The sequence below is a fragment of the Dolichospermum compactum NIES-806 genome, from assembly GCF_002368115.1.
Taxonomy (GTDB): domain Bacteria; phylum Cyanobacteriota; class Cyanobacteriia; order Cyanobacteriales; family Nostocaceae; genus Dolichospermum; species Dolichospermum compactum.
Window position 1 is genome coordinate 502,583 of record NZ_AP018316.1, and the last position, 25,512, is coordinate 528,094.

30 protein-coding genes, 2 tRNA genes and 4 pseudogenes are annotated in these 25,512 nt (G+C 37.0%); 9 read left to right on the plus strand and 27 right to left on the minus strand.

Going from position 1 to position 25,512, the window contains the following annotated elements; translation table 11 throughout:
* Nucleotides 1-205 precede the first annotated feature (205 nt).
* The 9 genes from purF to CA730_RS02305 all read right to left on the minus strand — a co-directional run bounded on the left by purF (nucleotide 206) and on the right by CA730_RS02305 (nucleotide 7,306).
* Complete coding sequence (gene purF / locus CA730_RS02275) at nucleotides 206-1,696, minus strand: amidophosphoribosyltransferase (protein ID WP_096663419.1); 1,491 nt, start codon at nucleotides 1,694-1,696, stop codon at nucleotides 206-208.
* 207 nt (nucleotides 1,697-1,903) lie between these two features.
* On the minus strand, nucleotides 1,904-4,288 hold the full coding sequence (gene purL, locus CA730_RS02280) for a phosphoribosylformylglycinamidine synthase subunit PurL (RefSeq protein ID WP_096663421.1): 2,385 nt from the start codon (nucleotides 4,286-4,288) through the stop codon (nucleotides 1,904-1,906).
* Nucleotides 4,289-4,381: 93 nt separating this feature from the next.
* On the minus strand, nucleotides 4,382-4,984 hold the full coding sequence (locus CA730_RS02285; protein ID WP_096663423.1) for a Uma2 family endonuclease: 603 nt from the start codon (nucleotides 4,982-4,984) through the stop codon (nucleotides 4,382-4,384).
* Between the two features lie 30 nt (nucleotides 4,985-5,014).
* A complete protein-coding gene (locus tag CA730_RS02290; RefSeq protein ID WP_231939954.1) occupies nucleotides 5,015-5,404 on the minus strand; it encodes a type II toxin-antitoxin system VapC family toxin in 390 nt (129 codons plus the stop codon).
* Between the two features lie 145 nt (nucleotides 5,405-5,549).
* The gene (locus CA730_RS25930; protein ID WP_269076492.1) at nucleotides 5,550-5,672 is read right to left on the minus strand and encodes a hypothetical protein; all 123 of its coding nucleotides are present in this window, start codon (nucleotides 5,670-5,672) and stop codon (nucleotides 5,550-5,552) included.
* A 189-nt stretch (nucleotides 5,673-5,861) separates the two neighbouring features.
* A complete protein-coding gene (locus CA730_RS26360) occupies nucleotides 5,862-6,365 on the minus strand; it encodes a lipase family protein (RefSeq protein WP_096671225.1) in 504 nt (167 codons plus the stop codon).
* Nucleotides 6,366-6,368: 3 nt separating this feature from the next.
* Nucleotides 6,369-6,518, minus strand: coding sequence for a hypothetical protein (locus CA730_RS24055; RefSeq protein ID WP_157749900.1), 150 nt, complete (start codon nucleotides 6,516-6,518; stop codon nucleotides 6,369-6,371).
* 93 nt (nucleotides 6,519-6,611) lie between these two features.
* Nucleotides 6,612-7,031 (minus strand): type II toxin-antitoxin system VapC family toxin, encoded by a 420-nt coding sequence (locus CA730_RS02300; RefSeq protein WP_096663429.1) that lies wholly within the window; start codon nucleotides 7,029-7,031, stop codon nucleotides 6,612-6,614.
* Nucleotides 7,031-7,306 (minus strand): hypothetical protein, encoded by a 276-nt coding sequence (locus CA730_RS02305; protein WP_096663433.1) that lies wholly within the window; start codon nucleotides 7,304-7,306, stop codon nucleotides 7,031-7,033. Before CA730_RS02305 ends, CA730_RS02300 begins: the two co-directional genes overlap by 1 nt.
* A 182-nt stretch (nucleotides 7,307-7,488) precedes the next feature.
* Between CA730_RS02305 and CA730_RS02310 the strand changes: the two genes are divergently transcribed.
* Complete coding sequence (locus CA730_RS02310) at nucleotides 7,489-8,508, plus strand: transposase (protein WP_053537527.1); 1,020 nt, start codon at nucleotides 7,489-7,491, stop codon at nucleotides 8,506-8,508.
* A gap of 45 nt (nucleotides 8,509-8,553) precedes the next feature.
* The gene (locus tag CA730_RS02315; protein WP_407919794.1) at nucleotides 8,554-8,748 is read left to right on the plus strand and encodes an element excision factor XisI family protein; all 195 of its coding nucleotides are present in this window, start codon (nucleotides 8,554-8,556) and stop codon (nucleotides 8,746-8,748) included.
* A 77-nt stretch (nucleotides 8,749-8,825) separates the two neighbouring features.
* Here the strand turns inward: CA730_RS02315 and CA730_RS02320 are convergent, their stop codons facing one another.
* On the minus strand, nucleotides 8,826-9,224 hold the full coding sequence (locus CA730_RS02320) for a hypothetical protein (RefSeq protein ID WP_096663439.1): 399 nt from the start codon (nucleotides 9,222-9,224) through the stop codon (nucleotides 8,826-8,828).
* 103 nt (nucleotides 9,225-9,327) lie between these two features.
* On the minus strand, nucleotides 9,328-9,483 hold the full coding sequence (locus CA730_RS02325) for a HEAT repeat domain-containing protein (RefSeq protein ID WP_231939955.1): 156 nt from the start codon (nucleotides 9,481-9,483) through the stop codon (nucleotides 9,328-9,330).
* Between the two features lie 120 nt (nucleotides 9,484-9,603).
* Between CA730_RS02325 and CA730_RS02330 the strand changes: the two genes are divergently transcribed.
* Together CA730_RS02330 and CA730_RS02335 are read left to right on the plus strand one after the other, a co-directional pair.
* A complete protein-coding gene (locus tag CA730_RS02330; RefSeq protein WP_231939956.1) occupies nucleotides 9,604-10,050 on the plus strand; it encodes a hypothetical protein in 447 nt (148 codons plus the stop codon).
* A 75-nt stretch (nucleotides 10,051-10,125) separates the two neighbouring features.
* Complete coding sequence (locus tag CA730_RS02335) at nucleotides 10,126-10,728, plus strand: Uma2 family endonuclease (RefSeq protein WP_096663444.1); 603 nt, start codon at nucleotides 10,126-10,128, stop codon at nucleotides 10,726-10,728.
* A 107-nt stretch (nucleotides 10,729-10,835) separates the two neighbouring features.
* Here CA730_RS02335 and CA730_RS02340 read toward each other — a convergent pair.
* The 10 genes and pseudogenes from CA730_RS02340 to CA730_RS24060 form a co-directional block, all read right to left on the minus strand.
* Nucleotides 10,836-10,907: transfer RNA gene (locus tag CA730_RS02340), tRNA-Thr, on the minus strand.
* Nucleotides 10,908-10,989: 82 nt separating this feature from the next.
* Nucleotides 10,990-11,072: transfer RNA gene (locus CA730_RS02345), tRNA-Tyr, on the minus strand.
* Nucleotides 11,073-11,217: 145 nt separating this feature from the next.
* Nucleotides 11,218-11,994 (minus strand): DUF6816 family protein, encoded by a 777-nt coding sequence (locus CA730_RS02350; protein ID WP_096663447.1) that lies wholly within the window; start codon nucleotides 11,992-11,994, stop codon nucleotides 11,218-11,220.
* A gap of 75 nt (nucleotides 11,995-12,069) precedes the next feature.
* Nucleotides 12,070-12,483: pseudogene (locus tag CA730_RS02355) on the minus strand (ChuX/HutX family heme-like substrate-binding protein); the annotation flags it as partial.
* Between the two features lie 186 nt (nucleotides 12,484-12,669).
* The gene (locus tag CA730_RS02360) at nucleotides 12,670-13,623 is read right to left on the minus strand and encodes a PhoH family protein (RefSeq protein WP_096663453.1); all 954 of its coding nucleotides are present in this window, start codon (nucleotides 13,621-13,623) and stop codon (nucleotides 12,670-12,672) included.
* A 1,007-nt stretch (nucleotides 13,624-14,630) separates the two neighbouring features.
* On the minus strand, nucleotides 14,631-15,017 hold the full coding sequence (locus CA730_RS02365) for a KH domain-containing protein (protein WP_096671227.1): 387 nt from the start codon (nucleotides 15,015-15,017) through the stop codon (nucleotides 14,631-14,633).
* Nucleotides 15,018-15,024: 7 nt separating this feature from the next.
* Nucleotides 15,025-15,285: a 30S ribosomal protein S16 gene (gene rpsP, locus CA730_RS02370; protein ID WP_027403099.1), complete on the minus strand. Its 261-nt coding sequence runs from the start codon at nucleotides 15,283-15,285 to the stop codon at nucleotides 15,025-15,027.
* A 301-nt stretch (nucleotides 15,286-15,586) separates the two neighbouring features.
* A pseudogene (locus CA730_RS02375) lies at nucleotides 15,587-15,820 on the minus strand (cyanobactin maturation protease PatG family protein); the annotation flags it as partial.
* Nucleotides 15,807-16,064 carry a hypothetical protein gene (locus CA730_RS24805; RefSeq protein WP_172891139.1) on the minus strand — a complete coding sequence of 86 codons (258 nt, stop codon included), beginning with the start codon at nucleotides 16,062-16,064 and terminating at the stop codon, nucleotides 15,807-15,809. The pseudogene CA730_RS02375 and the gene CA730_RS24805, both read right to left, overlap by 14 nt.
* Nucleotides 16,065-16,116: 52 nt before the next feature.
* Nucleotides 16,117-16,263 carry a hypothetical protein gene (locus CA730_RS24060; protein WP_157749901.1) on the minus strand — a complete coding sequence of 49 codons (147 nt, stop codon included), beginning with the start codon at nucleotides 16,261-16,263 and terminating at the stop codon, nucleotides 16,117-16,119.
* A gap of 87 nt (nucleotides 16,264-16,350) precedes the next feature.
* Here CA730_RS24060 and CA730_RS02380 point away from each other — a divergent pair.
* Nucleotides 16,351-16,527 (plus strand): annotated as a pseudogene (locus tag CA730_RS02380) (element excision factor XisI family protein); the annotation flags it as partial.
* An 80-nt stretch (nucleotides 16,528-16,607) separates the two neighbouring features.
* Nucleotides 16,608-16,829, plus strand: a complete 222-nt coding sequence (locus CA730_RS24065; RefSeq protein ID WP_157749902.1) for a hypothetical protein — start codon at nucleotides 16,608-16,610, stop codon at nucleotides 16,827-16,829.
* 148 nt (nucleotides 16,830-16,977) lie between these two features.
* On the opposite strand, the gene CA730_RS26365 is transcribed toward CA730_RS24065, so the two are convergent.
* Entirely contained in the window at nucleotides 16,978-17,157 is a 180-nt protein-coding gene (locus tag CA730_RS26365) for a DUF5838 family protein (protein ID WP_407919795.1), read from the minus strand.
* Between the two features lie 21 nt (nucleotides 17,158-17,178).
* Between CA730_RS26365 and CA730_RS02390 the strand changes: the two genes are divergently transcribed.
* Together CA730_RS02390 and CA730_RS02395 are read left to right on the plus strand one after the other, a co-directional pair.
* Nucleotides 17,179-17,502 (plus strand): transposase, encoded by a 324-nt coding sequence (locus CA730_RS02390; RefSeq protein WP_096663459.1) that lies wholly within the window; start codon nucleotides 17,179-17,181, stop codon nucleotides 17,500-17,502.
* Nucleotides 17,436-17,645, plus strand: coding sequence for a cyanobactin biosynthesis system PatB/AcyB/McaB family protein (locus CA730_RS02395; protein ID WP_231939957.1), 210 nt, complete (start codon nucleotides 17,436-17,438; stop codon nucleotides 17,643-17,645). The genes CA730_RS02390 and CA730_RS02395 overlap by 67 nt, the downstream gene beginning before the upstream one ends.
* 50 nt (nucleotides 17,646-17,695) lie before the next feature.
* Here the strand turns inward: CA730_RS02395 and CA730_RS02400 are convergent, their stop codons facing one another.
* The 3 genes and pseudogenes from CA730_RS02400 to ffh form a co-directional block, all read right to left on the minus strand.
* Nucleotides 17,696-18,274, minus strand: coding sequence for a Uma2 family endonuclease (locus tag CA730_RS02400; protein ID WP_096671229.1), 579 nt, complete (start codon nucleotides 18,272-18,274; stop codon nucleotides 17,696-17,698).
* Between the two features lie 158 nt (nucleotides 18,275-18,432).
* A pseudogene (locus tag CA730_RS02410) lies at nucleotides 18,433-19,110 on the minus strand (Uma2 family endonuclease).
* Nucleotides 19,111-19,312: 202 nt separating this feature from the next.
* The gene (gene ffh, locus CA730_RS02415) at nucleotides 19,313-20,761 is read right to left on the minus strand and encodes a signal recognition particle protein (RefSeq protein ID WP_096663461.1); all 1,449 of its coding nucleotides are present in this window, start codon (nucleotides 20,759-20,761) and stop codon (nucleotides 19,313-19,315) included.
* Between the two features lie 688 nt (nucleotides 20,762-21,449).
* Here ffh and CA730_RS02420 point away from each other — a divergent pair.
* The gene (locus tag CA730_RS02420) at nucleotides 21,450-24,701 is read left to right on the plus strand and encodes a type ISP restriction/modification enzyme (protein WP_096663464.1); all 3,252 of its coding nucleotides are present in this window, start codon (nucleotides 21,450-21,452) and stop codon (nucleotides 24,699-24,701) included.
* A 119-nt stretch (nucleotides 24,702-24,820) separates the two neighbouring features.
* On the opposite strand, the gene CA730_RS02425 is transcribed toward CA730_RS02420, so the two are convergent.
* Both CA730_RS02425 and CA730_RS02430 read right to left on the minus strand, forming a co-directional pair.
* Nucleotides 24,821-25,219, minus strand: coding sequence for a putative toxin-antitoxin system toxin component, PIN family (locus CA730_RS02425; RefSeq protein WP_096671231.1), 399 nt, complete (start codon nucleotides 25,217-25,219; stop codon nucleotides 24,821-24,823).
* A 4-nt stretch (nucleotides 25,220-25,223) separates the two neighbouring features.
* On the minus strand, nucleotides 25,224-25,475 hold the full coding sequence (locus CA730_RS02430) for a type II toxin-antitoxin system Phd/YefM family antitoxin (protein WP_027403103.1): 252 nt from the start codon (nucleotides 25,473-25,475) through the stop codon (nucleotides 25,224-25,226).
* Nucleotides 25,476-25,512: the final 37 nt, after the last annotated feature.

Genomic DNA, 25,512 nt, shown 5'->3' on the forward strand with positions numbered 1-25,512 from the left:
AATTAGATCCCAGACTTTACTAAAAAATCGGGGATCTTTGTGATCAACAGAAAAAATATGAAACTTTTTATTTTCTTTTTCTCATATTCACCACTATAGGTTTTAGAAACGACTTCTAAATCGACTTCGCTCGATAACCACCTGATTTGTGACAGTTAAATATTGAGGCAGGCAAGATGCCCACCCCACAAGATGATAGAATTATCTAAACTACAGCTTTCTCCAAAATCAATTTAGAACGCTTCATTTTTTCAGGAATAGCCACAGGATAATCACCAGTAAAACAAGCTGAACAAAAACTATTAGTATCTTCTCTGGTTGTTTCTAGCATTCCTTCCCAACTTAAATAAGCGAGACTATCAACTTGTAATTGTTTGGCTATTTCTTCGACTGACTTTGTAGCAGCAATTAATTGGTCTTGGGTATCGGTATCAATACCATAGAAGCAAGGATGGGTGACTGGGGGAGAAGAAATTCTCATGTGGACTTCGGCTACACCGGCATCACGCAAGGCTTGTACGAGTTTGCGGCTAGTAGTTCCCCGGACAATGGAATCATCAATAATTACAACTCGCTTACTGAATAAGACATCTTTGAGGGGGTTAAGTTTCATTTTAATCCCTGACTCGCGCATGGCTTGGGTAGGCTGAATAAAGGTGCGGCCGACGTAGCGATTTTTAATCAATCCCTCACCGTAAGCTATACCAGAGGCTTGGGAAAAGCCTATGGCGGCAGGGATACCAGAATCAGGGACACCGAAGACTAAATCGGCTTCTACGGGGGATTCCGCTGCCATTTTCCGTCCTAACCGCATTCGATAACTGTATAAGGTTTCGTCGTGCATAAGACTATCAGGACGGGCAAAGTAGATCATTTCAAAGATACAAAGTTTGCGTTCTGATTTTTGATGCCATTGAAATGATTCTAAGCCGGTTTCGGTGATCCAAACTAATTCCCCTGGGGCAACATCACGCAGATATTCTGCACCAATGATATCTAAACCGCAGGTTTCGGAAGCGAGAACGTACCGTAGAGGTTGACTATCTAATGTGCCAATGACTAAGGGACGAATGCCGTGAGGATCACGGACTCCCATTACGCCTTCTGGTGTGCCAATAGTCAGGCTAAATGCGCCTTCGCAACGGTGAAAGGCACTGATAGCCCCTGTTACCCAATCTGCACCAGCGTTGACTTCCTGAGCGATCGCATAAGCAATCATTTCTGAGTCGGTTGTTGTGATTAAGTTAAACTTATCTTTGAGTAACTCTTCTCGCAGTTTTACAGTATTGACTAAATTACCATTATGTGCTAGAGCTAATAAACCCAACCGAGTTTCTACCACAGCGGGTTGGGCGTTAACTTTGCGACTAGAACCGGTAGTGGAATAGCGAGTATGACCAACTGCTAGATTTCCGGGTAACTCATCTAAAATGGCTTCATTGAAAACTTGAGACACCAAGCCCATATCTTTGTGCTGGTGGACGTGCGGACCCTCAAAGGTAGCAATCCCAGCAGATTCTTGACCCCGATGTTGGAGAGCATACAATCCAAAATAGGTCAATTTTGCCACATCTTGTTCTGGGGCGTAAATGCCAAACACACCACAAGCTTCTTCTGGCTTGTCAGGGCGGTTGTCATGACTGTTGATTGAGCTATCTGGGTATTCATCCGAAGTAAGGGAATTTGTGGGAATCATGCTGGTATTGCTCCTGGTGGGGATGTTGTTCAAAAGTCAAAAGTCAAAAGTCAAAAGCAAAGAAATCCTACCTGTCACCTTGCTTTAGGGATAGTTGAAAACTTCTTAACAAATCTTTAACCATCCATTAAAACAGTACCGTAAATTGGTCAAGGATAGAGGATGAATTGTAAATTTTCATGTTTAAACCTTGATTTTTGCTGTTGCTTAGGTATTGGTGTAGATGGCGAGACGTTTGGAAATTGACAAAGAATAGCGATCGCTCATATCTTCGAGACTAACCTGGAGTAACTTATAGTTATCTGCGGTTAAAATCTCTAAATTGCCGGAATTAGCCACAGTTCCTAGCTTTTGCCAATTATCTCTTAGATTTTCCTGTAAATAAGATTCCCATACTTCTTGGTTTTCTTGACTCACAGAAACTAAAATCCTCGCCCCACCTTCACCAAATAGAACTTCATCAAATCGTGAATCATGATTTGCACTAATTGGGAAATTAATCACAGCCCCCAAATTTCCCGAAAGACAAGATTCCGCTATAGCTACAACCACACCACCCTCAGCCGAATCATGGGCAGAATTTACCCAACCAGCACGAATACCATCACGACAAGCTTTTTGTACCAGCCGTTCTAAATCAAAATCAACTCTAGGGGGTTTACCTGCGATCGTATTATGAATCGTCGCCAAATATTCAGAAGCACCCAGTTCTATTTTAGATTTTGGATTTTGGATTTTGGATTGAATTGGTAAACCTAGAAGATAAATTATATCATCTGCATTTTGCCAACCTTGTCCACAAATTTTCGTTAAATCAGGAATCAACCCCACCATACCCACAACCGGAGTCGGATAAATGGGTTGGGGATTACCTTCCGCATCAAAAGTTTCATTGTAGAGAGAGACATTCCCCCCAGTTACCGGCGTTCCCAACTCTTTACAACCTTCACTCAAACCCCGACAAGCGGACGCTAATTGCCAATAACCAATGGGTTTTTCTGGGCTACCAAAATTGAGGTTATCTGTCACAGCGATGGGTTCAGCACCCACACAGCTAAGATTCCGGGCAGCTTCCGCCACTACTGCCTTAGCCCCTTCATAAGGATCAAGATAAACATAGCGAGAATTACAATCTACCGTAGCCGCAACGCCCGATTTTAGATTTTGGATTTTGGATTTTAGATTTTGGGGTGCTTCTAAGGGACGGATACGAATGACAGCAGCATCAGCACCACCGGGTAACAATACCGTGTTATTCTGCACTTGATGGTCATATTGGCGATAAACCCAGCTTTTAGAAGCAATGCTAGGAGTATCTAGCAAAGTCAATAAAATATCATTCCAGCTTTGCAGACTTCCCGCAATTTCAATTCCCGCAACATTGCAAACAGGTAAACTATCACTTGTCCATTGCCAAGCTTTTTGGGCATATTCGGGGGCTTCTGTTAATAATTCTCTTTCATACAAAGGCGTATTTTCCGCCAAAGCATCAGCCGGAATTTCGGCAGCAATTTTTCCCTCAAACCAAATCCTGACAATGGGTTCTTCAATCACAGTCCCCGCAACTACCGCTTGCAGTCCCCAACGGTGGAAAATATCAATTAATTCCTGTTCTCGTCCCTTTTCGGCAACAAACAACATTCGTTCTTGAGATTCCGAAAGCAGGTATTCATAAGGAATCATTCCCGATTCCCGCACCGGAATTTTATCTAAATCGAAATCAATACCGACACCACCTTTAGCAGCCATTTCGGAAGTTGAACAGGTAATACCCGCAGCCCCCATATCCTGTGCCGCAACTACAGCCCCGGTTTTAAATGCCTCTAAACAAGCTTCAATTAAGGACTTTTCGACAAATGGATCTCCTACTTGCACAGCGGGACGGTTATCCATTGATTCATCTGTTAATTCGGCACTGGCAAAACTTGCGCCTCCCATGCCATCCCGTCCGGTGGTTGAACCCACATACAGCACGGGATTTCCTAAGCCTGAAGCCCCTGATTTGACAATTTCCGACGTTTCCATCAATCCCAGTGCCATGACGTTGACAAGGGGATTTCCAGAGTAGGCGGGGTCAAAATACACTTCACCACCAACTGTGGGGACCCCAACGCAATTACCATAATGTGAAATACCAGACACTACACCTGTAAACAATCTTTGGGTTTTCGGATCATTCAAATCTCCAAACCGCAAAGAGTTTAATAAGGCTATGGGACGCGCCCCCATTGTAAAGATATCTCTTAATATCCCACCAACTCCGGTGGCTGCACCTTGGAAGGGTTCAACCGCGGAAGGGTGGTTATGAGATTCTATTTTAAACGCTAATTGTAGTCCGTCCCCGATATCCACAACTCCGGCATTTTCACCGGGTCCGACAAGAATGCGGGGGCCTGTGGTGGGAAACTGTTTGAGTAAAGGGCGGGAATTTTTATAACAGCAATGTTCTGACCACATCACCCCAAACATACCTAATTCGGCTTTGTTGGGATGACGGCCTAAGCGGCGGACGATTTCGGTATATTCTTCTGGTTTTATGCCTTCTGAGGCTATTTCTTGGGGAGAAAAGGGATTTTCACCAAATGTGGTCATGGAATTTATGCACCAAGAGGACAGAGAAATATTCTATCTGAAGATTCCCGACTTTTTTTTAAATCTTGTCACATTTTTTGGCTAGATTGTTATTTATTTCATGTTGTTCTCAGGTTTTTCTGATTCTAGAGGATGAAAATTCACATCTTCATAAAGTTCTGTCATTGTTCCTGCAAAATTGATGCTTTTTAATTGAAATGATGCTTGTTCACCTACATAAGATTGTAAAGTCCAAAGCCCATCATCATTACGTCTAAAACATTCAACTCTTGGTTTTTTCGGATTAATTAAAACGTATTCTTGCAAAGTTTCCAACAGTTGATAATCAGCAAATTTATCCCCTCTATCAAATCCTTCGGTAGAATTAGATAAAACTTCGATTATTAAACAGGGAAATCTTTTATAACCTGGAGTTTCTTGATCTCGTGCATCACAAGTTACCATTACATCAGGATAGTAAAATCTATTTAAAGATTCTATTCTCGCTTTCATATCAGCAATGTACACCCGACAACCAGAACCCCGAACGTGATTACGGAGTAAAGAAGCCATATTTAAAGCTATAGTAACATGAGCATCAAGTGCGCCAGCCATTGCATAAATATATCCATCAATATATTCATGTTTAACTGTGCTGTTTTCTTCCATTGCTAAATATTCTTCTGGTGTGATGTAAAAATCGGGAGAAGCAATCATATTTCATAACCTCTTTGGATTCTAAATTATTCATTCTGATATTTCCTTATCAATAATCAGACTAACACCACAGCGAATCGCCGCTTCTGCTAACCGATTATCAAGTGTTGCCAATGGTAATTTTAACCGCAATACTAATTCTAAATAAGCTGCATCATAAGCGGCTAAACCTTCTCTTCTTGCTAATTTTAAGGTTGAATATAAAGCATTTGCATCTGTAGTCATATCAACTTGAATTAATAGGGACTGTAATAAATTAATAGCTTCTTCAGATTGTTCTTTTGTCATCCGGTTAAGTCGTTCAGCTACAATATCTAATGGTTGGACAACTACCAATACTTCTACAGATTTATCTTTAAATTCTGTATGGGTTTGGATTTGTAATATACCATCTGTGCCGATATGTGCCATCAATTTCATTGTTTCTATTTTTTACCACCATTTTATAGATGAGAGTTTATTCATAGGAATGATAAGCAACAGTATGTACTATAACTTAATTTATTGTATCATCAATTTTATAAGTTACCTTTGAGATAATTCTATATTTTTCATAATCTCTATTTTAATCCTCATCATCATGCAAATTAGAAATATAAGGTGGAAGTTTCCCAAAATTAATTCTTTCTACATATTTAATAGCACGATGTTCTTCTAATGAGGTTTGAACTAAGGTATTGATTAACAACCGAAATTTATTAACATCTGCTTGAGATGGTGATTTTAATTGTGAAGCTAATAAACTGGAAATTTGCAGTATTAATTTAATATTAGGTAGGTTAACTTCCGTTTGTTCAATGATTTCATACTTTTTATTAAGACAATATTCATTACCTATATGAGAATAATCAGCGAGTGTTTTTAATAGTTCTGGTTTCTAATTAATAATTACTTGTTTAATTCCTGGGATTCTATTTAATAAAACAGCAATGATTTTTGGTAAGTTAGGAATCAAATCACCGATATTTCTAAATCTATAGATAGGAGTATCAATAATTAATTCTATTGTGCTAACTGGTGGTGCGCCAAATGTATAAGTTTCTAATGTATAAGGTGCAATAGGTTTTAATTCGCTTTCACTAATTCGTTTAGTAATTAATGTAGCCGCAGCACCGCCTAAACTATGTCCAGTTACGAAAATATTTTTGTTGGCGTTTTCTTCTCTTTGGATAAAGTCTTGTAATTGTTGCCAGAAACTTTCAACATAAAGATTAAAACCGGAGTGAATTGCTTCTGAATTGGGGAATGCTAGTAAGTTAAAGAAGTAATCATCTAATCTTTCTGTACCTCTAATAGCAATGACAATATCATTTTCTGTGGATAGGAGTAAACCACAACAAACTAATTCATCGGTATCACTTAAAGGACGTGGTGCTGAGATAAATTATATGGTTTGATATGGTTGTAAAAATGATGGAGTACCTGTTTTTAGGATATCTCTAGCTATATCATTTCCTTCTTTATAGGCGATGTAAGCGAGTTGAGAAATACAAGCCATTTCTAGGGTGCGTTGTCTGTCGGTAGATGTTTTCATGTTGGTTAAAGAAGTAAATTTTTAACTTAAAATAGATGAGGTACAAGAAGTAATAATTAAATGCAGATATTTTTGTAATTCTTTATAACAGGTTTATTCTTTATCAAGAATCAGACTAACACCACGGCGAACCGCTGCTTCTGCTAACCGATTATCAAGTGTTGCTAATGGCAATTGTAAGCGCAATGCTAATTCTAAATAAGCTGCATCATAAGCAGCTAAACCTTCTCGTCTTGCTAATTTCAAGGTTGAATCTAAAGCATTTGTATCTGTAGCTATATCAACTTTAATTAATAGGGACTGTAATAAATTAATAGCTTCCTGAGATTGTTCTTTTGTCATACGGTTACGTCGTTCTGCTACAACAAGAGTATTAGCAATCTCCAGCGACCAAATTGCTGGTACAAATGCTTCAGAATCTACCATCATTGCTAGTATGGAATTAGCATAATCATTATTTTCGTCTACCAAACACCAGCTAATTGCTACCGAACAATCTAAAACAAACTGCATTAAAATCTTCGTCCTTCTTCAATCATTTCACGGATTAGGTTTTTATCTAAACTTACTTCTTTTCTTAGTTGTTTCATTCTATTAATTGCGTCTTGAATTGATTGTTTAGTAGTAATTTTTCCCCAAGCATTATGTTTAATTGTGGTAGTTTCTGTATTATCTAATGGTTGGACAACTACCAATACTTCTACAGATTTATCTTTAAATTCTGTATGGGTTTGGATTTGCAATATACCATCTGTACCGATATGTGCCAGCAATTTCATTGTTTCCATTTTTACCTCTATTTAGTACAGTATAACGCCTTGTTTTCATGATATATGAAATTTATGTTATGGATTTTATCATCTTTCATAATTTCTATTATACCAGAAGTGTTGAATGTTAGGAAAAGATTAAAAAAAAGTACCATAATTTGATACAATCTAAAAAAATATAGATAAAGAATTATCAAATTATGCGCTTAAAGAATTTCCCAGAAGTGGTCAAAACAATATTGAAACCATTGCCCAAAAAAGATTATCCAGTTCTGGACACATTTTCATTTGTATCAGTGTGGTTACAGTATGTCATGGATAAAAGTATAGTGAGTATGAGAGATTTATTTCAAAGACTAAATAATCAAGGGATAGATTTAAAAATATCAAATTTTTCCAAGGCAAGTAAAAAGAGAGATACTCAAGTATTTTTGGAGATAATAACTGAATTAAACAATCAACTGAGAAAGAAAAAAGGAAAGGAAGAAACCCAAGCATTATTTCCTATAGATTCAACAATTATTACATTAACAAGTAAATTATTATGGAGTCAAGGATATCATCAAGTAAAACTATTTTGTGGGTTAGATAGTTTGACATCAGAAGTTGGTGGAATGGTGATTCATTTTGGGCAAGGACATGACCATAAATATGGACAAGAAACAGTAGAAGCAATTCCGTCAAAAGGAGTAGGGATAATGGATAGAGGATTTGCATCCTCCGAAAGAATATCTGAATTAAAACAACAAAAAAATAAAGCTTTTGTCTTAAGAATTAAAAATAATGTCACTTTAGAAATGCTAGAAAATGGTAATTGTAAAGTTGGCAAAGATGAAAGAGAAGTGGAAATTAGAGTAGTAGCATTTTGTGATATAGAAACTAAGAGTGAATTTCGTTTAGCAACAAACTTATTAAATGAAGGAGAAGAGCAAGTTAGTAATCAAGAGATTATGGAAATTTACATACAAAGATGGCAAATTGAATTGTTATGGAAATTCTTAAAAATGCACCTCAAGTTAGACAGACTTATGACAAAGAATGAGAATGGAATTAGAATTCAGATAATGTGCTGTTTAATCGCTTATTTGATATTGCAACTAATAGAAATACCGCAAGAATTTGGCAAAACTTTATTAGATAAACTCCGTTATCTTCAGTCCTATATGTGTCAGGAAATAAGTTATGTTCATTGGTTTAGAAAACTTATTTGGATAAGATGAAAAATAGCACTTATAGGCTAAGTTTATTTCAATATGTAAAGTTTTATTACGCTATTCAACATTTCTGCTATTATACTCCTCATCATTATAGTCGCTAATCCAATGATCTGGATACAAAGAGATGGTACAGAAATTGGTATTGCGAATGAATTAATGGCTGCTGATGTATCTAAAGAAGATATTGTTTTAGGATTTCATGATCCTTATAAACGGCAATTTACAGGTTTTGCGGTGGGATAATCATGGTAAATGCTAATTGGTAGGATTTTTACTTCTCTTATCATAATTTATCCATTGATTGAGCTAATAATTGATAATTAAGCAGTTGGTCTTCGCCGAACTTGCGATAATTTAAACCAGATAAATGGAAAGCAGATAATGCAAATTAATCCCCCTATTGCGAAGGGGTATTTTGCCAGCCATGCTTCTTTTCTATCTATTAAGCGTGATTCTCTGATTTTTTTCAGATTATCAAAAGAGCGATTTACAGAGACTATTTGAGAATCTAATTTTAATGTTTTATCCTGAGTACCTTTTAATGCCGGAAGTGCTTTTTCTAAATCTGATATAGCTTGATCTAAATCTGCAAGAGGCATCGTATTAGCTTTTTTTTCATAGTTTTCACCTATTACCTTGAGAGCATCCGCAGCTTTTACACTAAGGGATCTAATATAATTACCATCATCCTTTAATGGTTCTATCAATAGAGAAATCATACCTTTATAGGACTTACGCAAGTGTCACACCAAAAATCTGTTGTAGGGTGCGTCAGACTGCATAAATCCTGCAAATAAACAGATTGTTGATATTTGACGCACCCTACCAATGTGCCAGTTGCGTAAGTCCTGCTTTAGTTTCCTCTCCCATATTCCCTAACGCAGCCGCAGCAGAGTAGCGAACCGAGGCATCGTTGTCCTTTAAAGCTTCTATCAAGCTAGGAATAGCAACTTTCGCTTCCTTTCCTATGCTCGCCAAGCTAATAATCTTTTCAACTTTCTCTTGCTCATTAGTTTGCCTCACTGTAGTAATTTTTCAGTTAGATGCTTTTTTGTAGCCTACCCGCTTTAAGGGAATTTATACAGTGTAACATAGCATTTGAGTAAAATTGCTGGCACATTTGAGATTAATCAATGTGAATCACACGACGAACTTGATTTTCTCTTTCCTGAACTTACCCGCATTCATAATCATGATTTAGTGATCATCGAATCATGGCAAAATCATGTAGATTGGGTAAAATCTCTACCTCCAGCAGAATTAAAACTTTTAAATAGTGCTGATTTTAATAATTCGGAAACTACCCAAACTATCACTAATTCAGAAATTCCACCAGAACAAATCAGCTATGAAAATATAGCCGAAAAATCTCATTTTTATTCTTTACGTGACCAACTATTATTTATGTTTGCGCCAGAATTACGCCGGGAATATGAAAACTATGTCAGTCAACAAGCCGCAAATTCTGGATATAGAACCTTAGTTACATCTAATTTACAACAAGCATCAGATTTAACCGAAGAACGATCTTTTTCACTACTTTAATATTAGAGATGAATCACAGGCAGATGAGTCAAAAGTTAGTTAAAATAAACCTAACATGAGAAACAATCTAAAATTATGACCTATACCCCAGTAAAACCACTCACCTTTGAGCAATTTTTAATTGAATATGCGGACAATACTCGCTATGAACTAATTGACGGAGAACTAAGAGATATGGAACCAACAGGACCCCACGAAGAAGTTGCTGGAAATATTGCCGGGAGAATTTATACAGAGATTATTCATAATAATTTAAACTGGTTGATTCCTAAAAATTGCTTAATTAAACCCTTCGCTGGGTCAGCTACAGCACTCCGTCCAAATGTAATTGTTTTAGATAAAGCAAAACTTAATCAAGAACCACTTTGGCAAAAAGAACCAATAATTTGTCATGGAAATACTATTAAATTAGTTGCTGAAGTTGTGAGTACAAATTGGCAAGATGATTATGCCAGAAAAATAGAAGAATATGCTTTTCTCGAAATACCGGAATATTGGATTGTAGACTTTCGGGCATTAGGTGGAATCCAATTTATTGGTAATCCTAAACAACCTACATTAACAATTTGTCAATTAATTAATGGTGTCTATCAACAAGAAAAATATCGTTTAGGAGATAGTATAGTTTCTCCTCTATTTCCAGATTTGAAACTTAAATTAGATGACATAATGCCATAGAATCGTAGGCTGGATAGAAAAAAATTAAACCCAACATACTCCATGTTTTCGTGTTGCTTAAGGAGTTGGTTCATCAAACAAAATTGAGAATTTTCGTCATTTCAAAAAGCCCGTGACGAGGATTGAACTCGTGACCTCACCCTTACCAAGGGTGTGCTCTACCACTGAGCCACACGGGCAAAAACTAAGACATTATTAAGATTTACATTGCTGTACAATTAGTAAGTGTACAGCACTATAAATCTTAATCTTTGTAGGATATGGGCCGAGCTGGATTTGAACCAGCGTAGGCGTAAACCAACGGATTTACAGTCCGTCTCCATTAACCACTCGGACATCGACCCGTTTGTTTCCCACTGCTTACCTATAATAGCAGCACTCTCTGGATTTAGCAAGGGGTTAGAGAAAATATTTTTTGATAACGTCTAAATCCTTTACTCCCAGCTAGTTTCCGAGATTTACACCATTAGTTCGTACCATTTACCAGGTTCAGCTTGCGGGGACAAATTCTAGGCGATACCGATATAATGCCACTGGTCGAGAACCTGCGGTAAAATAATCGGGATCTTGGGGTGAAAGGTAGACGGCGGTTACTTGATCTGCGGTAATGGCTGGAGATGGTGTGGAGAGTTTTTGATAGGCTGTGGTTGACTCTACAGTATTCAAATATGGACGAGAACTGCCTTTAAATAATTGTTGGAAAACTTCTGTGGTGATGAATTGATTATCTGCTGTTGTTTCGGTGGCGCGATCGCTGATAATGGAAATTAATTGCCGTTCACCGCGCAAAAAGGTAATTTGCCGATTGGGAGATTGAGGATCTACTCTGGATGATAAGACAGCCTCATCGCCTAAATACGCTCTAGATAAATTTAAACTATTAAATTCTCTATCTGCTACTAATATTGATGCTTGATTCTGGAAATTAGTAAGAAATTTTAAACCCGAATTAATTGGTTTAACTTTGATGAATTTAACTAAAAAACTAATTGGTTGATTTAATTGACTACGATTACCTTCAAAGCCTGGTGTCACTATATCCGGTCCTAAAGGTGCGGCTAAATCTACTAATGTGCTGGTAACTTTCCAAGTCCCAGCTATCCAGTCAGGGTAAACTAAATCTCCTTTGGCTGGTTTAACTGATGTTAATCTTTCCCATTGGGGGAATTTGGCTAAATGTTCTGCTAATTCTCCGGCTTGGGCTTCGTTATTTCCTAGTAAGATTATCAGTATTAAGCAAAAACTAACAATTATTTTATTTAACATATTCAACAATTAATAATATTTATTCACTCAGATCCCCGACTTCTTCGAGAAGTCGGGGATCTATATTTGTCAAAATTATAAGGTTTCTAGGGCTAAAGGTTGCCAAACTTCGCCATATTTTTCTTTTAAAAGTTGCCAAGCTTCTACTTGTCCTGGTTCATATTCTCCGGGTTTACCCCATTGTAAAAAGAGGCTTAATGCGGGTTTTTCTTCTGGATCTAAAAACCGAATTGCATAGGTTGTAAAATTTCCTCTTTTGGCTTCACCTGTTTCAAATTTCACTTTTTGAATCATGTCCATATTCAAATGAAATTCAAAGCCTTCGGTGTGCATATTTGCATATTTACCTTTTGGTAATTCGGCGTAGTATAGTTTTTCTATTTTTCCTCTAGCTTCTAAAACGGCAGCACTGCTAGTGACAATTAAGCGTAAAGTTCCCAATGTTTCACAAGCTTCTAAAAATTCTTTCAATGTTGTACTCATAGCTGTTGATTTTTTAGTAGTGAGTGTTCAATTTCAGATTTATGACTAATCAGGGAATACCAAAATATAAATTATCCCATATTGTGGGATGGGCTTCTAGCCCGTCCATTCAAGGGCAGGCAAGATGCCTACCACACAAGAATTAATTGAATATTTTATTATTTGGAAGTCATTAACTAATTTACTACGTTTCTACGTTTCGTATTTTTCATAGGCAGCAACAATGCGTTGTACTAAGGGATGACGAACAACGTCTTTTTGAGAAAATTCGCAAATTGCAATTCCTTCCACGTTTCTGAGAATCTGTAAAGCTACGTCTAAACCTGATTTTTGATGGAGTGGTAAATCGGTTTGGGTGATGTCACCTGTGATTACCATGCGGGAGTTAAAACCCAATCGGGTTAAAACCATTTTCATTTGCGCTGGTGTGGTATTCTGGGCTTCATCAACAATGATAAAGGCGTTATTTAATGTCCGTCCCCGCATATAAGCTAGTGGTGCGACTTCGATGATTTCTCGTTCGATTAGGTTGGGGACTTTTTCGGGATCTATGAATTCATTAATGGCATCATAAAGGGGACGCAGATAGGGGTTGACTTTTTGCTGTAGGTCTCCTGGTAAAAAGCCGAGTTTTTCCCCTGCTTCGACTGCGGGACGGGTTAAAATTAGCCGTTCAAATTGATTGCTGAGTAGGGCTTGGACGGCCATAACTACAGCGAGATAGGTTTTCCCTGTTCCCGCAGGACCAATACAAAAGGTTAAATCACGTCTGCGAAGTGCGTCTATATATTGGCGTTGGTGAAAGGTTTTGGCGCGAATTTCAAATCCCCGGCGAGTTTTGGCGAGGATATCCCGTTGTAGGTCTTGGAGTTGGTCTTCTGTGTTTGTATCGAGGGCTTGACGGGCTGTGAGAATATCGGCGCTGGAGATATTATTACCTTTACTCCACAAATTTTCGAGCGATCGCACTAATTTCTTAGCTAATTCTACCTGTTTAGGTGTTCCCGAAATTAATAATTCTTGTCCCCGGAGAACTAAGTTAGCTCCTGTTTGTTGTGATAAAAACTTGATATTTGCCTCACCATAACCAGCTAGAGCGATCGCACTGGACATACTAGGCAGTTGAATGATGGAATCATCTGCCATATTATTGCTGAATTGGGTGAAAGGTGATGTTTAACAAAATTAATATTTTCATATTCAATGTAAATTGAAAATTCTGTAATTTTCTGTTAATTAAGAGGTTGTTTGAAAAGTATTAGATGAAACCGATAATCTCCAGAAACCTAACCCCCATGCCCCCTCTGACAGGTGTAGGTTGTTTACATTCTGGTGAGGGCAAGACTTGGGCGACAAGGTGACAAGGGAGGAAAACCCTACAGGATTATGTTTTTTGGCAACAATAACACACCGTTAAAAGACTATTGTGCGTATAAAATCTTCTTTGTCTACGTTCCCTCCAAGTCTTCCCAGTCTTGCCTTCACAGACAATATTAAAAACCTACCCTTGTGAGCCAGCCCCCCTTCCCTACCCTACGGTGTACACACAAGTGGTATCTACAAGGGTTTCAGGCGTTATAGACCTCTGAAATTGTCATTACGAGCGCAAGTAATTACATAATCCCGTAGTTTTTGCGATCACTTCGTTATTCCTCCTCTATGGGAGACGCTACGGGAAGGCAATGAAAGACTTCCAGAGCTATTCCTAGGTCGCGCTATCTCTTCGAGACGCTACCGCGAACGCCATCGCACAGCCTAAAATTAGATAACGAAACCAAGTCATAGGGGGAATTTTAGGACTTGTGTGTACACTGTAGCTTCCCTACCAGGGGATGGGGGTTTCAAAGCCTCTCCCCGCTTCGGGGAGAGGTTTAGAGATGGGTTTGTTTATACATTAAAAACTTTTCAAACATCCTCTAAGGCTTATCAAATAAAACTAAAACACTTTATCAGGTTTTATACTATTCTTCCTTTCTTTCTCCTGACTTTTCCCAATATTGGAAAATAGGCTGACAACATTTGTTAATTCTTGGCTGGTAAATCCGCAATAAACACGGAAATATTCGCCAAGACTTGACAATGCTGTTGTCCCCTTTCTCCATCTTTCCCAGAAAATAATCTGTAATCAACCATTTAAACTGATCAATTATGATCTAGCGTAAACGTGGTTTAACAACAGGTTTGGGAATATTGCTCTCTCTTTCTTTCGATTTGGGTGGTAGTATCCGCTCTTCCTGGTCTTGATCAAAAGACATACTATCTCGACTGTGGGAACTGCCGCCGTAAATATCCAGGTATACTGATTGCCCAGCCAGTTCTGCTGCTGCGGAAATTACAGTGCGAATTGCCTGGATATTTCGTCCCCCCCGACCAAACACTTTTTCTTTATCTATGCTATTAAAAGCAATGCGAACCCAAGCTCGCTTGAGGGTTTGAGACATTTCACAATCAACGCTTAAAGATTCTGGAGATTCTAAAAACGGTTGCACAAGAAACTTCACCAGCCCCACATAATTGGGATTGGTTGTTAGGGATTTAATCTCAAGACTATGATGCGGCTGTTGCACTGACCTGTTCAAAAACGTTAGCTTTTACGAGGATACGACGAACTGTATCGGTAGGTTGAGCGCCTTGTTGCAGTCGCTTAACAATACCAGGAATATCTAATTTTACTTCATCAGTTCTGGGGTTATAAAATCCTAGTTCTTCTAGGGGGCGACCGTCACGACGGGCAAGATTGTTAATAGCAACAATCCGGTAACTTGCTTCGCGCTTTTTGCCAAATCTTTTTAAACGCAATTTGATCATGTTGAGAACTGTTTCTCCTGTTCCTAGTGAGTGAGTTTGTAACTGATTGATAGGGAAGTGATGGGGATATTATACCCGCCTTCACAACTTCCAACACTGAAATGCTAATTTTAGCACTTTCTAGCCCTGAATGGCTATTAGTTTAGTTGTCAGTTGGAAAGATATTCTCTCCGTTCCCTGTTACCTGTTCCCGTCGTTTCGGGATAAAACAGTTGTAGTACCTCAATCTTTCCTCCATTAGCTGCACTAATTCATTATAAACAATTTTGATAAATTATTGACCAGAGTATAGACTACGTGTTTATTTCCGCACAGACCAAGAGCGAACTTGACCCAAAGTCACAGGAATTCTGTCACTAACATCAATGGTAAACAAAAACACCTTTTTAGCCCTGCTTCCATTTTCTGGGTCAAAAAACTTTAATTTCACATCCCAACAATCGCTATTAATACGACAAAAAGGACTTTTTTCCACTTCAATACTATCAAGCTGCATCCCTGTAGAAATAGCTTGAGAAAAACTAGAAGCCGCTTGGATAACATATTATTGTCTTGGCATTGTTTGACTGCACGGGCAAATCTGGTGCTATTCCCGTTTGGGTGGGGTGACAAGCGGCGATATGGATGAGATTTGCCCCCCATTGCCAAGCGGTATTAATCCCACATTCCGCACCCCCCGGTGTCACAATCGGTTTTTTCTGATTTTTATCCCCATTTAATGTTGTATTTTGTACCAAAACCAAGAAATATTGGTAGGCGATAGCGAAGCGCTGCTGCAAGCAGTTCGCTAAAACCAAATCTCCAAACGACCAATTTCCGTTGTGTGACAGTTTAAGGTGCGGAAGGTAGGTTAATAGCTTGGGTAAGGTTGACGGGGGAAATAAAATCATCACCAGCGAAGGAAATGGGAATATTTAATGGTGTACATAAAAGAGCAATCCCAGGGGCAGGTGTGCCGTGTTGCCAGGGGAAACGCATCTAAATTTTATTGACAAAATACCGATTTAATGTATAAACCAATAAATCCCAATTTATCCTTTGATTGATTTTTTCAGAGTCATAGTGATGGACTATCGCAATTATGTCAAACAAGTGATCACAGAATATGCTCAATTAGGTTCAGCTAAGGATGAAATTGAACAACAATTGATTTTTGATACTTTTGGTGATCATTATCAATTGATGTATGTGGGTTGGAAAAATAGAAAACGGCAGCATGGTTGTGTTTTGCATTTAGATATAGTTCTCCCAAGCGTTGATTTTGGACTACATCCATTTTTAAATTAGCTAATTCTAGAACTTCCTGATCGGAAATATCAGGAATGTTTGAATTAATGCTCATTTCTGAGAGATTATCTAAGGTAGGTAATACTATTTCTAGGGTGTCAAGCAAAACGTCTGATATCTCTCGCGCTGTTGCTTCTCCAAGACGTTCGACAGAAGCAGCTAAACTTTCGGGTAAGTTAATAGTTATGGGAATTGTCATAGAAAATAAAATGCTTTATTACAATTATAGTTTAGATGATGAAATTGTCACCAATTAGGATATCCAGGATTTAAGGATTTACAGGATGTTATTTAAATCCTGTAGGTTAGTTTGACGGATGTTACCCAACATTTTGGTGATTTTGTGATTTAATTTTGTTGGGTTGGGCTGTCGCTTAATCCAACCTACATTCTAGTGGTTTTATGTTAACTCATTTGATAATACAAATTAAAATTATCTAATGAACCAGCAATTAATTCTTTTTCTTTGAAACATATCATTGTATTTAACACATTTTTACCTCGATAAAAGCTATGAACTCTATTAGCAACATCATTATGCAAATTGTCTATAAACTCATTAGGATTTATCAAGTAGCCATAAATTAGTCTATTATTCCTTTAATTATGCCGAGAAAACCTCGCAATATCAAACCCGGCTACTCTTATCACATAACAACTCGTTGCAATAACCGTGAATTTAAACTATCACGGCGTGAATGTCGGGAAGTGTTTCTTTATGCAATAAAAAAGGCTTTGGATAAATACAATTTCCAGCTTTATGCTTTGTGCATTATGTCAAATCATGTTCATTATTTGATTGCACCTAAACAACCAGAAGATTTACCTAAAATTATGCACTTCCTGAATTGGTACACAGCGATGTGTTTCAATCGAATGTTAAGAATAACGGGGCATTTTTGGGAGAAGATGTCATTCATGGTAGAATAGAAGACTTAGTTAGCATTCGCATGGATTTATTACATGGTGCTAATTATAATGATCCCGCTGCATTTCAAAATCGTAGCTATCAGCAAATTAAATCTTCTTGTAGCTATGGTTGTCATATCCGTCGCGGACGTATTTGGTGTTAGTTGGTGCGGTTTTCATATCCCCGACTTCTTTGAGAAGTCGAGGATATTAATTAATACACAGGAAACACTTTACTTAAATCAAGCTGTAAATCAGTAAACCAAGGTAAAGATATAACCTGAGTAGGTAAAACAATTCGCTTATTTGTATACCCAAATATCCCCTGTTTATTTTGATATGGTTCAGTGTAACATTCCAAGCAATTATCTAATAAATTAAATATCCAATAATCAGGTATTCCCGCTTTCGCATAAAGAGGTATTTTCACCTTTTGGTCATAGTCTATGGAAGAATCTGCAACTTCTATGACTAACAATATATCGCTCCCTTGTGGGTGAGATGAAAAATAATCATCATCACGGTTTTTGACAATGGCAAAATCTGGTTCTGGTTCGCTTTTGGGTGGTATACTAATAGGGGCTTGAGATTGCAGAATTGCTCTATCTTCTATAAGTTTTGGAAGTTCTTTTAATAGCTTTCTTAAACAAGTTTCATGTGCCGTACCTTTTGATACCATTTCTACCAATTCTCCGTTAATTAATTGAATGTGATCATCTTCTTTTAAAAAGCCAATTTCAATGAGTTCGTGATATTCTTCTAGGGTGAAGCTTTTAACCTGAATTGTAGTCATATATCTTGCTCCTTGAGGAATTGCTATTATATATTCTAAAAAGCCCAACACACTGAACCTGATAAACCTTTCCGTCGTGGTCGGATTTGGTGTTAGTTGGTGCATTTTTCATATCCCCAACTTCTCAAAGAAGTTGGGGATATAATTTAATCTGATTTTTAGAGATTATTGAGATCAATACCTTTAGCTGCTAATTTTGCTAATAGGTCCTGATAATTTTTGTGTTCTTGGTCGGCACGTTGTTTTTCTTATTCGACACGTTGATTTAATTCCACAGATGTGAGAAACTTAGTGCCATGAGGATAATAAATTTCTAAGTTATCTGCTGTGAGTTTAAAACGTATGTCTAAACGCGGACTGACCCAATTATTAATATCCTCAATTGCCTCTAAACATTCTTTTTCAAGAAGAAATCCTGTTAATTCAATTGTATCTGGATTATCTATATAATACTCTTCTACCCGATAACGCTGATAAAAGAGGATTTTTTTGGCCATTTCTTTGGTACTATTTCCCGGAGATAGGATTTCAAATACCACTTGGGGAGGAATATTATTTTCTTGCCATTGTTTATAAGAACCTCTATCACCTTTGGGTCTTCCAAACACCACCATGACATCAGGTGCTTGTCGGGTTTTTACACTTCCTTCTACAGGATACCAAAGTAAATCACCAGCTATAAATACATCATTGTTTGGGGCGAATAATATTTCTAAATTTTCCTTAATTTTAACAATCCATTCATATTGTTTAGTATTATCGGACATAGGGTTGCCATCACTATCAGGGTAGATGATTTCTGGTTTGATTTCTGGTGGTATAAGTTGCTGTACCATATCTAAATCTCCATTTTACTAAAGGTAAATAAAGTTTTGAAAGCAGAGACGTTCCATAGAACGTCTCTACAATGAATATCTCTACGATGAATATATTAGTAATTATAAATTATAGTGATTTGTGATTACTAGGTCGCGCTTCGCTATCGCATTTGGCAGACCCCAGACTTCTTGAAGAAATCCGGGATTTTATGCTTAAATTCTAAAGAGTGCCAAAACCTTTTTTCTTTTTCTCCTTCTTTTTCTTCGCTGGTGGTGCGCCACCGGGGTAGCCACGCCAGCCGGCTGAGGGGCGATTACCACCTGCTCCTAAGGGATTACCACCACCAAACATTCCTGGCATTCCTGGTATACCACCCTGTCCCATTTGCTGCATGAGCGATCGCATTTTTTGGAAGTCTGCCACCAGTTTGCTTACATCCGCTTCTCTGTAACCAGAACCAGAAGCTATGCGGCGACGGCGACTGGGAGAACTTGATAATAAATCTGGATCACGGCGTTCTTTCCCTGTCATGGAATTAATCATAGCTTCACAGCGTTTTAGCTGGGTTTCTCCATGCTTTAACTGGTCATCAGAAAGCTTGTTCATGCCCGGAATCATCTTCATAATTCCGCCCAAAGAACCCATGTTTTTCAACAACCGCATTTGCTTGAGAAAGTCAGTAAAATCAAATTTCGCTGACAGGATTTTCTCCTGCATTTGCTCCGCATCTGCCAAATCTATCTCTTCTTGGGCTTTTTCGACTAAAGTGAGAACATCCCCCATGCCCAAAATCCGCGAAGCCATGCGTTCTGGGTAGAATGGTTGTAGCGCCTCGACTTTTTCCCCCACACCCACAAATTTAATTGGCGCACCAGAAATTTGCCGCACTGATAGCGCCGCACCACCTCGGCTATCCCCATCCATTTTAGTCAAGATAGCCCCAGTAATGCCAATTTGATCATGGAAGGTGCGCGTGAGATTTGCCGCCTCTTGCCCGGTCATTGCATCCACAACTAATAGGGTTTCATCGGGCTGGACTATTTCTTTGATGCGGGCTAATTCCGCCATCATATCTTCGTCAATTTGTAAGCGTCCGGCAGTATCAATAATTACTGTATTTATGCCTTCGGCTCTGGCACGTTCCACACCTTGACGGGCTATTTCTACGGGGTCTGCTTCAATTCCCAGTTCAAATACTGGGACATCAATTTGCTTACCCAGGGTAATTAACTGGTCAATAGCTGCGGGACGATATATATCTGTAGCCACTAGCAGACAACTACGGTCTTGTTTGCGCAAATGCAAAGCTAATTTAGCGGTAGCTGTGGTTTTCCCTGTCCCTTGTAAACCAGCCATAAGAACAACGGTGGTCTTACCTGGAACTTCTGCGAGGGGAACATTTTCTTCCCCCATCACCTGCACTAATTCATCATGAACAATTTTGATGAATTGTTGGTCAGGACGTACACCAGCGATAACTTCAGCCCCTTGTGCCTTGGTTTCAACTTCGCTAATAAAATCTTTGACTACCTGGAGATTAACATCTGCTTCCAACAAAGCCCGACGCACTTCCCGTAAAGCGTCTTGTATATTGGATTGGGAGATTTTATCCTGTCCTCGCAGTTTCTTCCAGGCGGATTCTAAACGGTCAGATAGTGCATCAAACATAATTCAGTTACAACGTAGTTAGTCTGTTGGGAATATTTACTCAGTTTTTAAGGATCTTCTTTACTAGCTTATCTGAGTCTAGCAACTGATGAATCTGGTAAACCGTAATTTTGAAGGTGTTTTAGTTGGTAATAGGTCTTTCCTTACGTAGTAGGAAAGGAAAAACGAACTACAGAGGACACAGAGAACACGGAGAAAGGAGATTTAACAGGGATTTTTGGGTAAGTTTGACCAATAGAACTTACCCACAAGTTACGAAAGAATGAACCACGTTCGCGAAGCGTGCCGAAGGCATAGGTACGAAGGACGCGAAGATAAAGAGAGTTTTAGAGGTATTTTGCCTAAGGGACTTCCAATTAAAAAAATACCCAAAAATTTCTTGTGGTGCAGGCATCTTGCCTGCTAATCATCAAGGACAGGCAGGATGCCCATCCCACAAAATTGGGTAATTTATTTTTTGGTGTTCCCTAAGTTCTGGTTTATATAAAAGTGGTAAATCCCAAATTATAGATCCCCGACTTCTTTAAGAAGTCGGGGATCTGTCCATGAATGATCGCTATGGCTACATTCTTACCTAAAATCTATAATTGTAATTTTTTACTAAGATTAATAAAATTTTATTTTTATCAATGCGAAATGAACAAATATATGCTATTCTGAACACTCAATAATCTAAAAAATAACAACTATGTTTAACTTTAATAACTACATCCAAAACCTACAAAAAAATATTAAACATGGTGGAGAACGCAGTCACTACTCCAGTTTACAAAGTTTAATAGAAGGTTTAGAAATTGGCATTAATACTACAGTAGAAGAAAAAGGTAATCAAGCCGGAATACCTGATTTAACTATCAGAAAAAATGAGCGCGTTGTGGGATATATAGAAGCTAAAGATATTAATATCAACATTACTAAATTAGACAAACAAAATGAACAGCAAATTAAACGTTATTTAGAATCAAATATAGGTTATAACTTCATCTTAACTAATTACTTACAATTCCGTTGGTATGTAGATGGGGAATGTGAAAAAACTGCTGAATTAGCTACTTTAGAACAAGGAGAAATTACTCTAGTTGATGATTTAAAACCTATTACAGAATTATTACAATCATTTCTGAACCAAAAAGCCAAAGATATTAATAATTATTATGATTTGGCTAGAGAAATGGCTGCTTATACTAAAACTATTAGAAATGCCATTGAATTATCTTTAGTAATAGAAGATTCTACCGAAGAATTAAATCGCCTAAAAGAAACATTTAAAAAATTACTATTGTTAGATATAGATAATGATAAATTTGCCGATATGTACGCCCAAACTATTGCTTATGGGTTATTTACTGCAAAAATTGGTCATACAGAAAATCCTGAAGAATTTGCATTTAATCGCACTACAGCAAGTATTTATATTAGTGATAGAATCCCTTTTTTAAAAGGTTTATTTGATTTAGTTTTAGGAACTGGTAGCGTTAGTAAAATTCATAAATCTATTGAAAATTTAATTGAATTATTTAACAGAATAGATATGACCAATATTTTAGAAAATTTTGGTCGAGAAACGCGCACAGAAGACCCAGTAATTCACTTTTATGAAACATTTTTAGCTGCTTATCAAGCATCATTAAGAAAAAGTCGCGGAGTTTATTATACTCCTGAACCTGTAGTTAAATTTATCGTGCGTGCTGTGAATGATATTTTAGTAGACAGAACAATTTTTGATTTAGAATATGGTTTAGGAAATAGAAGAGTAACAATTCTTGATCCCGCAACAGGAACAGGAACATTTTTATATGCAGTTATTCAACAAATTTGTCATAATTTTGCTAAATATGATGTTCGTGGTTTGCATAATTTATTAAGAGATACAGAACTTTTAAATCGTCTTTTTGGGTTTGAGTTATTAATGACTCCTTATACGATAGCACATTTAAAAATAGGTGTATTACTGGGATATTTAAAATATAAATTTGCACCAAATGAAAGATTAAAAATATATTTAACTAATGCGTTGGAAGAAGGCATAAAACAAGGTGATTTACTTCCAGGAATTACCCAAATTATTGCGGAAGAATCAAGTCAAGCAGCAAAGGTAAAAACAGAAATTCCCATTACTGTAGTATTAGGAAATCCGCCCTATTCTGTCAGTTCTCAAAATGCTAGTAAACGGAAAAGAATCTTAAATCAAGATGAAAAATATTTAGCAGATGTGGAATATACTGGTTCAGTGTGGAATAGAATTTATAAATCTGGTAAAGTAGGTAAAACTATTACGGAATTAACCCACATTGGCGAACTTTTAGAATTATATAAAGGTAGGGTAAGATTAGAATGTGAGAAAAATATTCAACCTTTGGATGATGATTATATTAAATTTATTAGATTTGCTCAATATCAAATAGAAAATAATAGTCACAATGCGGGTATTATTGGTTTTATTACTAATCATTCCTATCTTAATGGGTTAGTTCATCGGGGAATGAGAGAAGAATTATTAAAGTATTTTGACACTTTATATATTATGGATTTACATGGTAATTCTTTATTAAAAGAAACTACTCCAGATGGTAATATTGATCAAAATGTTTTTGATATTCAACAAGGTGTATCTATTTTAATTGCTGTGCGAGAAAAAAGTAACCCTGATTATGGTTCTAGTGCTTATAAATCCAGAGATGGGATTAAGGAAATGGCTAAGGTATTATATTATGATGTTTGGGGAAATCGTGAGGATAAATATAATTTTTTAGAATCTGCAAGTTTAGATAATGTTGATTGGATAGAGGTACAACCTACTGAACCTAATTACTTTTTTAAACCTAGAATTTTATCCCTAGATATAGAACAAGAATATCAAAGTTTATGGAGTGTTCAAGATATATTTTCAGTTTACTCTAATGTTATAGAAACAGGTAAAGATGATGTTTTAATTAGTTTTGAACGAGACACATTATTACAATTTCTACAAACATTATGCAATGATAGTATTTTGGATCAAGATATAGCTGAAATTTATAAAATTTCTGATTCTCCTAATTGGAACTTTTTTAAATCTCGTTTACTACTTGTAAGAGACGGTTTAAACCAAGAATTAATTAAACCTATTTACTACCGACCATTTGATATAAGATTTACCTATTATCACAGCATTTTAAGAAGGATGCAAGAAAAAGTTTTAAATAATTTAATTCAAGATAATTTAGGTTTATTATTAATGCGACAAGTAGCTTCAGGAGATAATCAATATACGCATTTTATGGTTTCTAATACAATTGCTGATAGTCGTAGTTTTTTTAGTAATAGGGGAAGACCAAGTATTTTCCCACTTTACACATATCCAAATACAGAAAATAAACAAACTAACCTTTTCCTAGAAAAAACTCCTAATTTATCTCCAAAATTCTTAGAAGCTATCAAAGAAAAACTGGGTAAAACACCAACTCCAGAACAAATATTTTACTATGCTTATGCAATATTTCATAGTCCTACTTATCGCACTCGCTACGCTGAGTTTCTCAAGATTGATTTTCCCCGTCTTCCTTTAACCAGTAACGAAAACCTATTTACCGCATTAGCTATTAAAGGAGAAGAATTAGTTAATTTACATTTAATGAAATCGGATATATTCAATAATTTAATTACAACCTATCAACAAATAGGAGATAATCAAGTTACTGAAGTTACCTATAATTCAGAATTGCAAAGAGTTTATATTAATAAACAGAGTTATTTTACAGATATTCCCCCACATATATGGGAATTTAAGATTGGTGGATATCAGGTATTAGATAAATGGTTAAAAGACAGAAAAAACGCCAAGCGAGAATTATCTGCTGAGGAAATTAACCATTATCAAAAAATTGTCATTGCTTTAACAGAAACTTTACGACTCATGCAGGAAATTGACATAATTATTCCTGGGTTTCCCATAGAGTGATGAAGTATATAATTTATTTTTATCTCGTTCCCAGTCTCTGACTGGGAATGCCATCATAGAGGCTCTGCCTCTGCTTTAATAGAAGGCAGACAGAGCCTTCTAAAATTCATTTGATCTCGTTATTTCATCCCAAAAGTACGTGGATTGATAACAGGAATATTTTGAATTGGATGTAAGATCAGCAAATCAGCATCTCCAGTAATGAGATGTGAAGCATCACCATTTAAAGCCAATTCGATAAATTTATCATCCTTGGCATCTCGACATAATTTGACCTGTTTCAAAACTTCTACAGGAAACCATACAGTTTTAATACGGACAGATAACCCATCAATGTCATCAGAATCAATATATTTAGCAAATTTCGATCGCCTCAGAACAGACAAAAGTTCTGTTAAAGTAGCGGCAGAATATAAAATAATTCCATTGTCTTCTCCCCAGTTTAAAACCTGTGCCGAAACATAATTAGGAGACAGAAGGGCACTAACTAAAACGTTAGTATCAAGAAATAGACGCATAAAACTATTGATCTTCACTTAAAAGCTTATTTAACTTGTCCTCAGTTAAACCACGTTCTTGAGCTTTACGTCCGATATTTTTTCTAAATTGTTGAAATTCTTGAATATTAATCCGAGTTATGCGTTGATAATCTTCAATAGACATAATAACCGCAACATCACGATTTTGCTGACGTATAGTCACAGGTTCACGTTGTACTTTATCAATAACTGCGGCAAAAGCTTGATTCACTTCTGTATCTGAAACAAATTGCATAATTTCACCTCATTTGTTTTTATTACAGGACTTACGC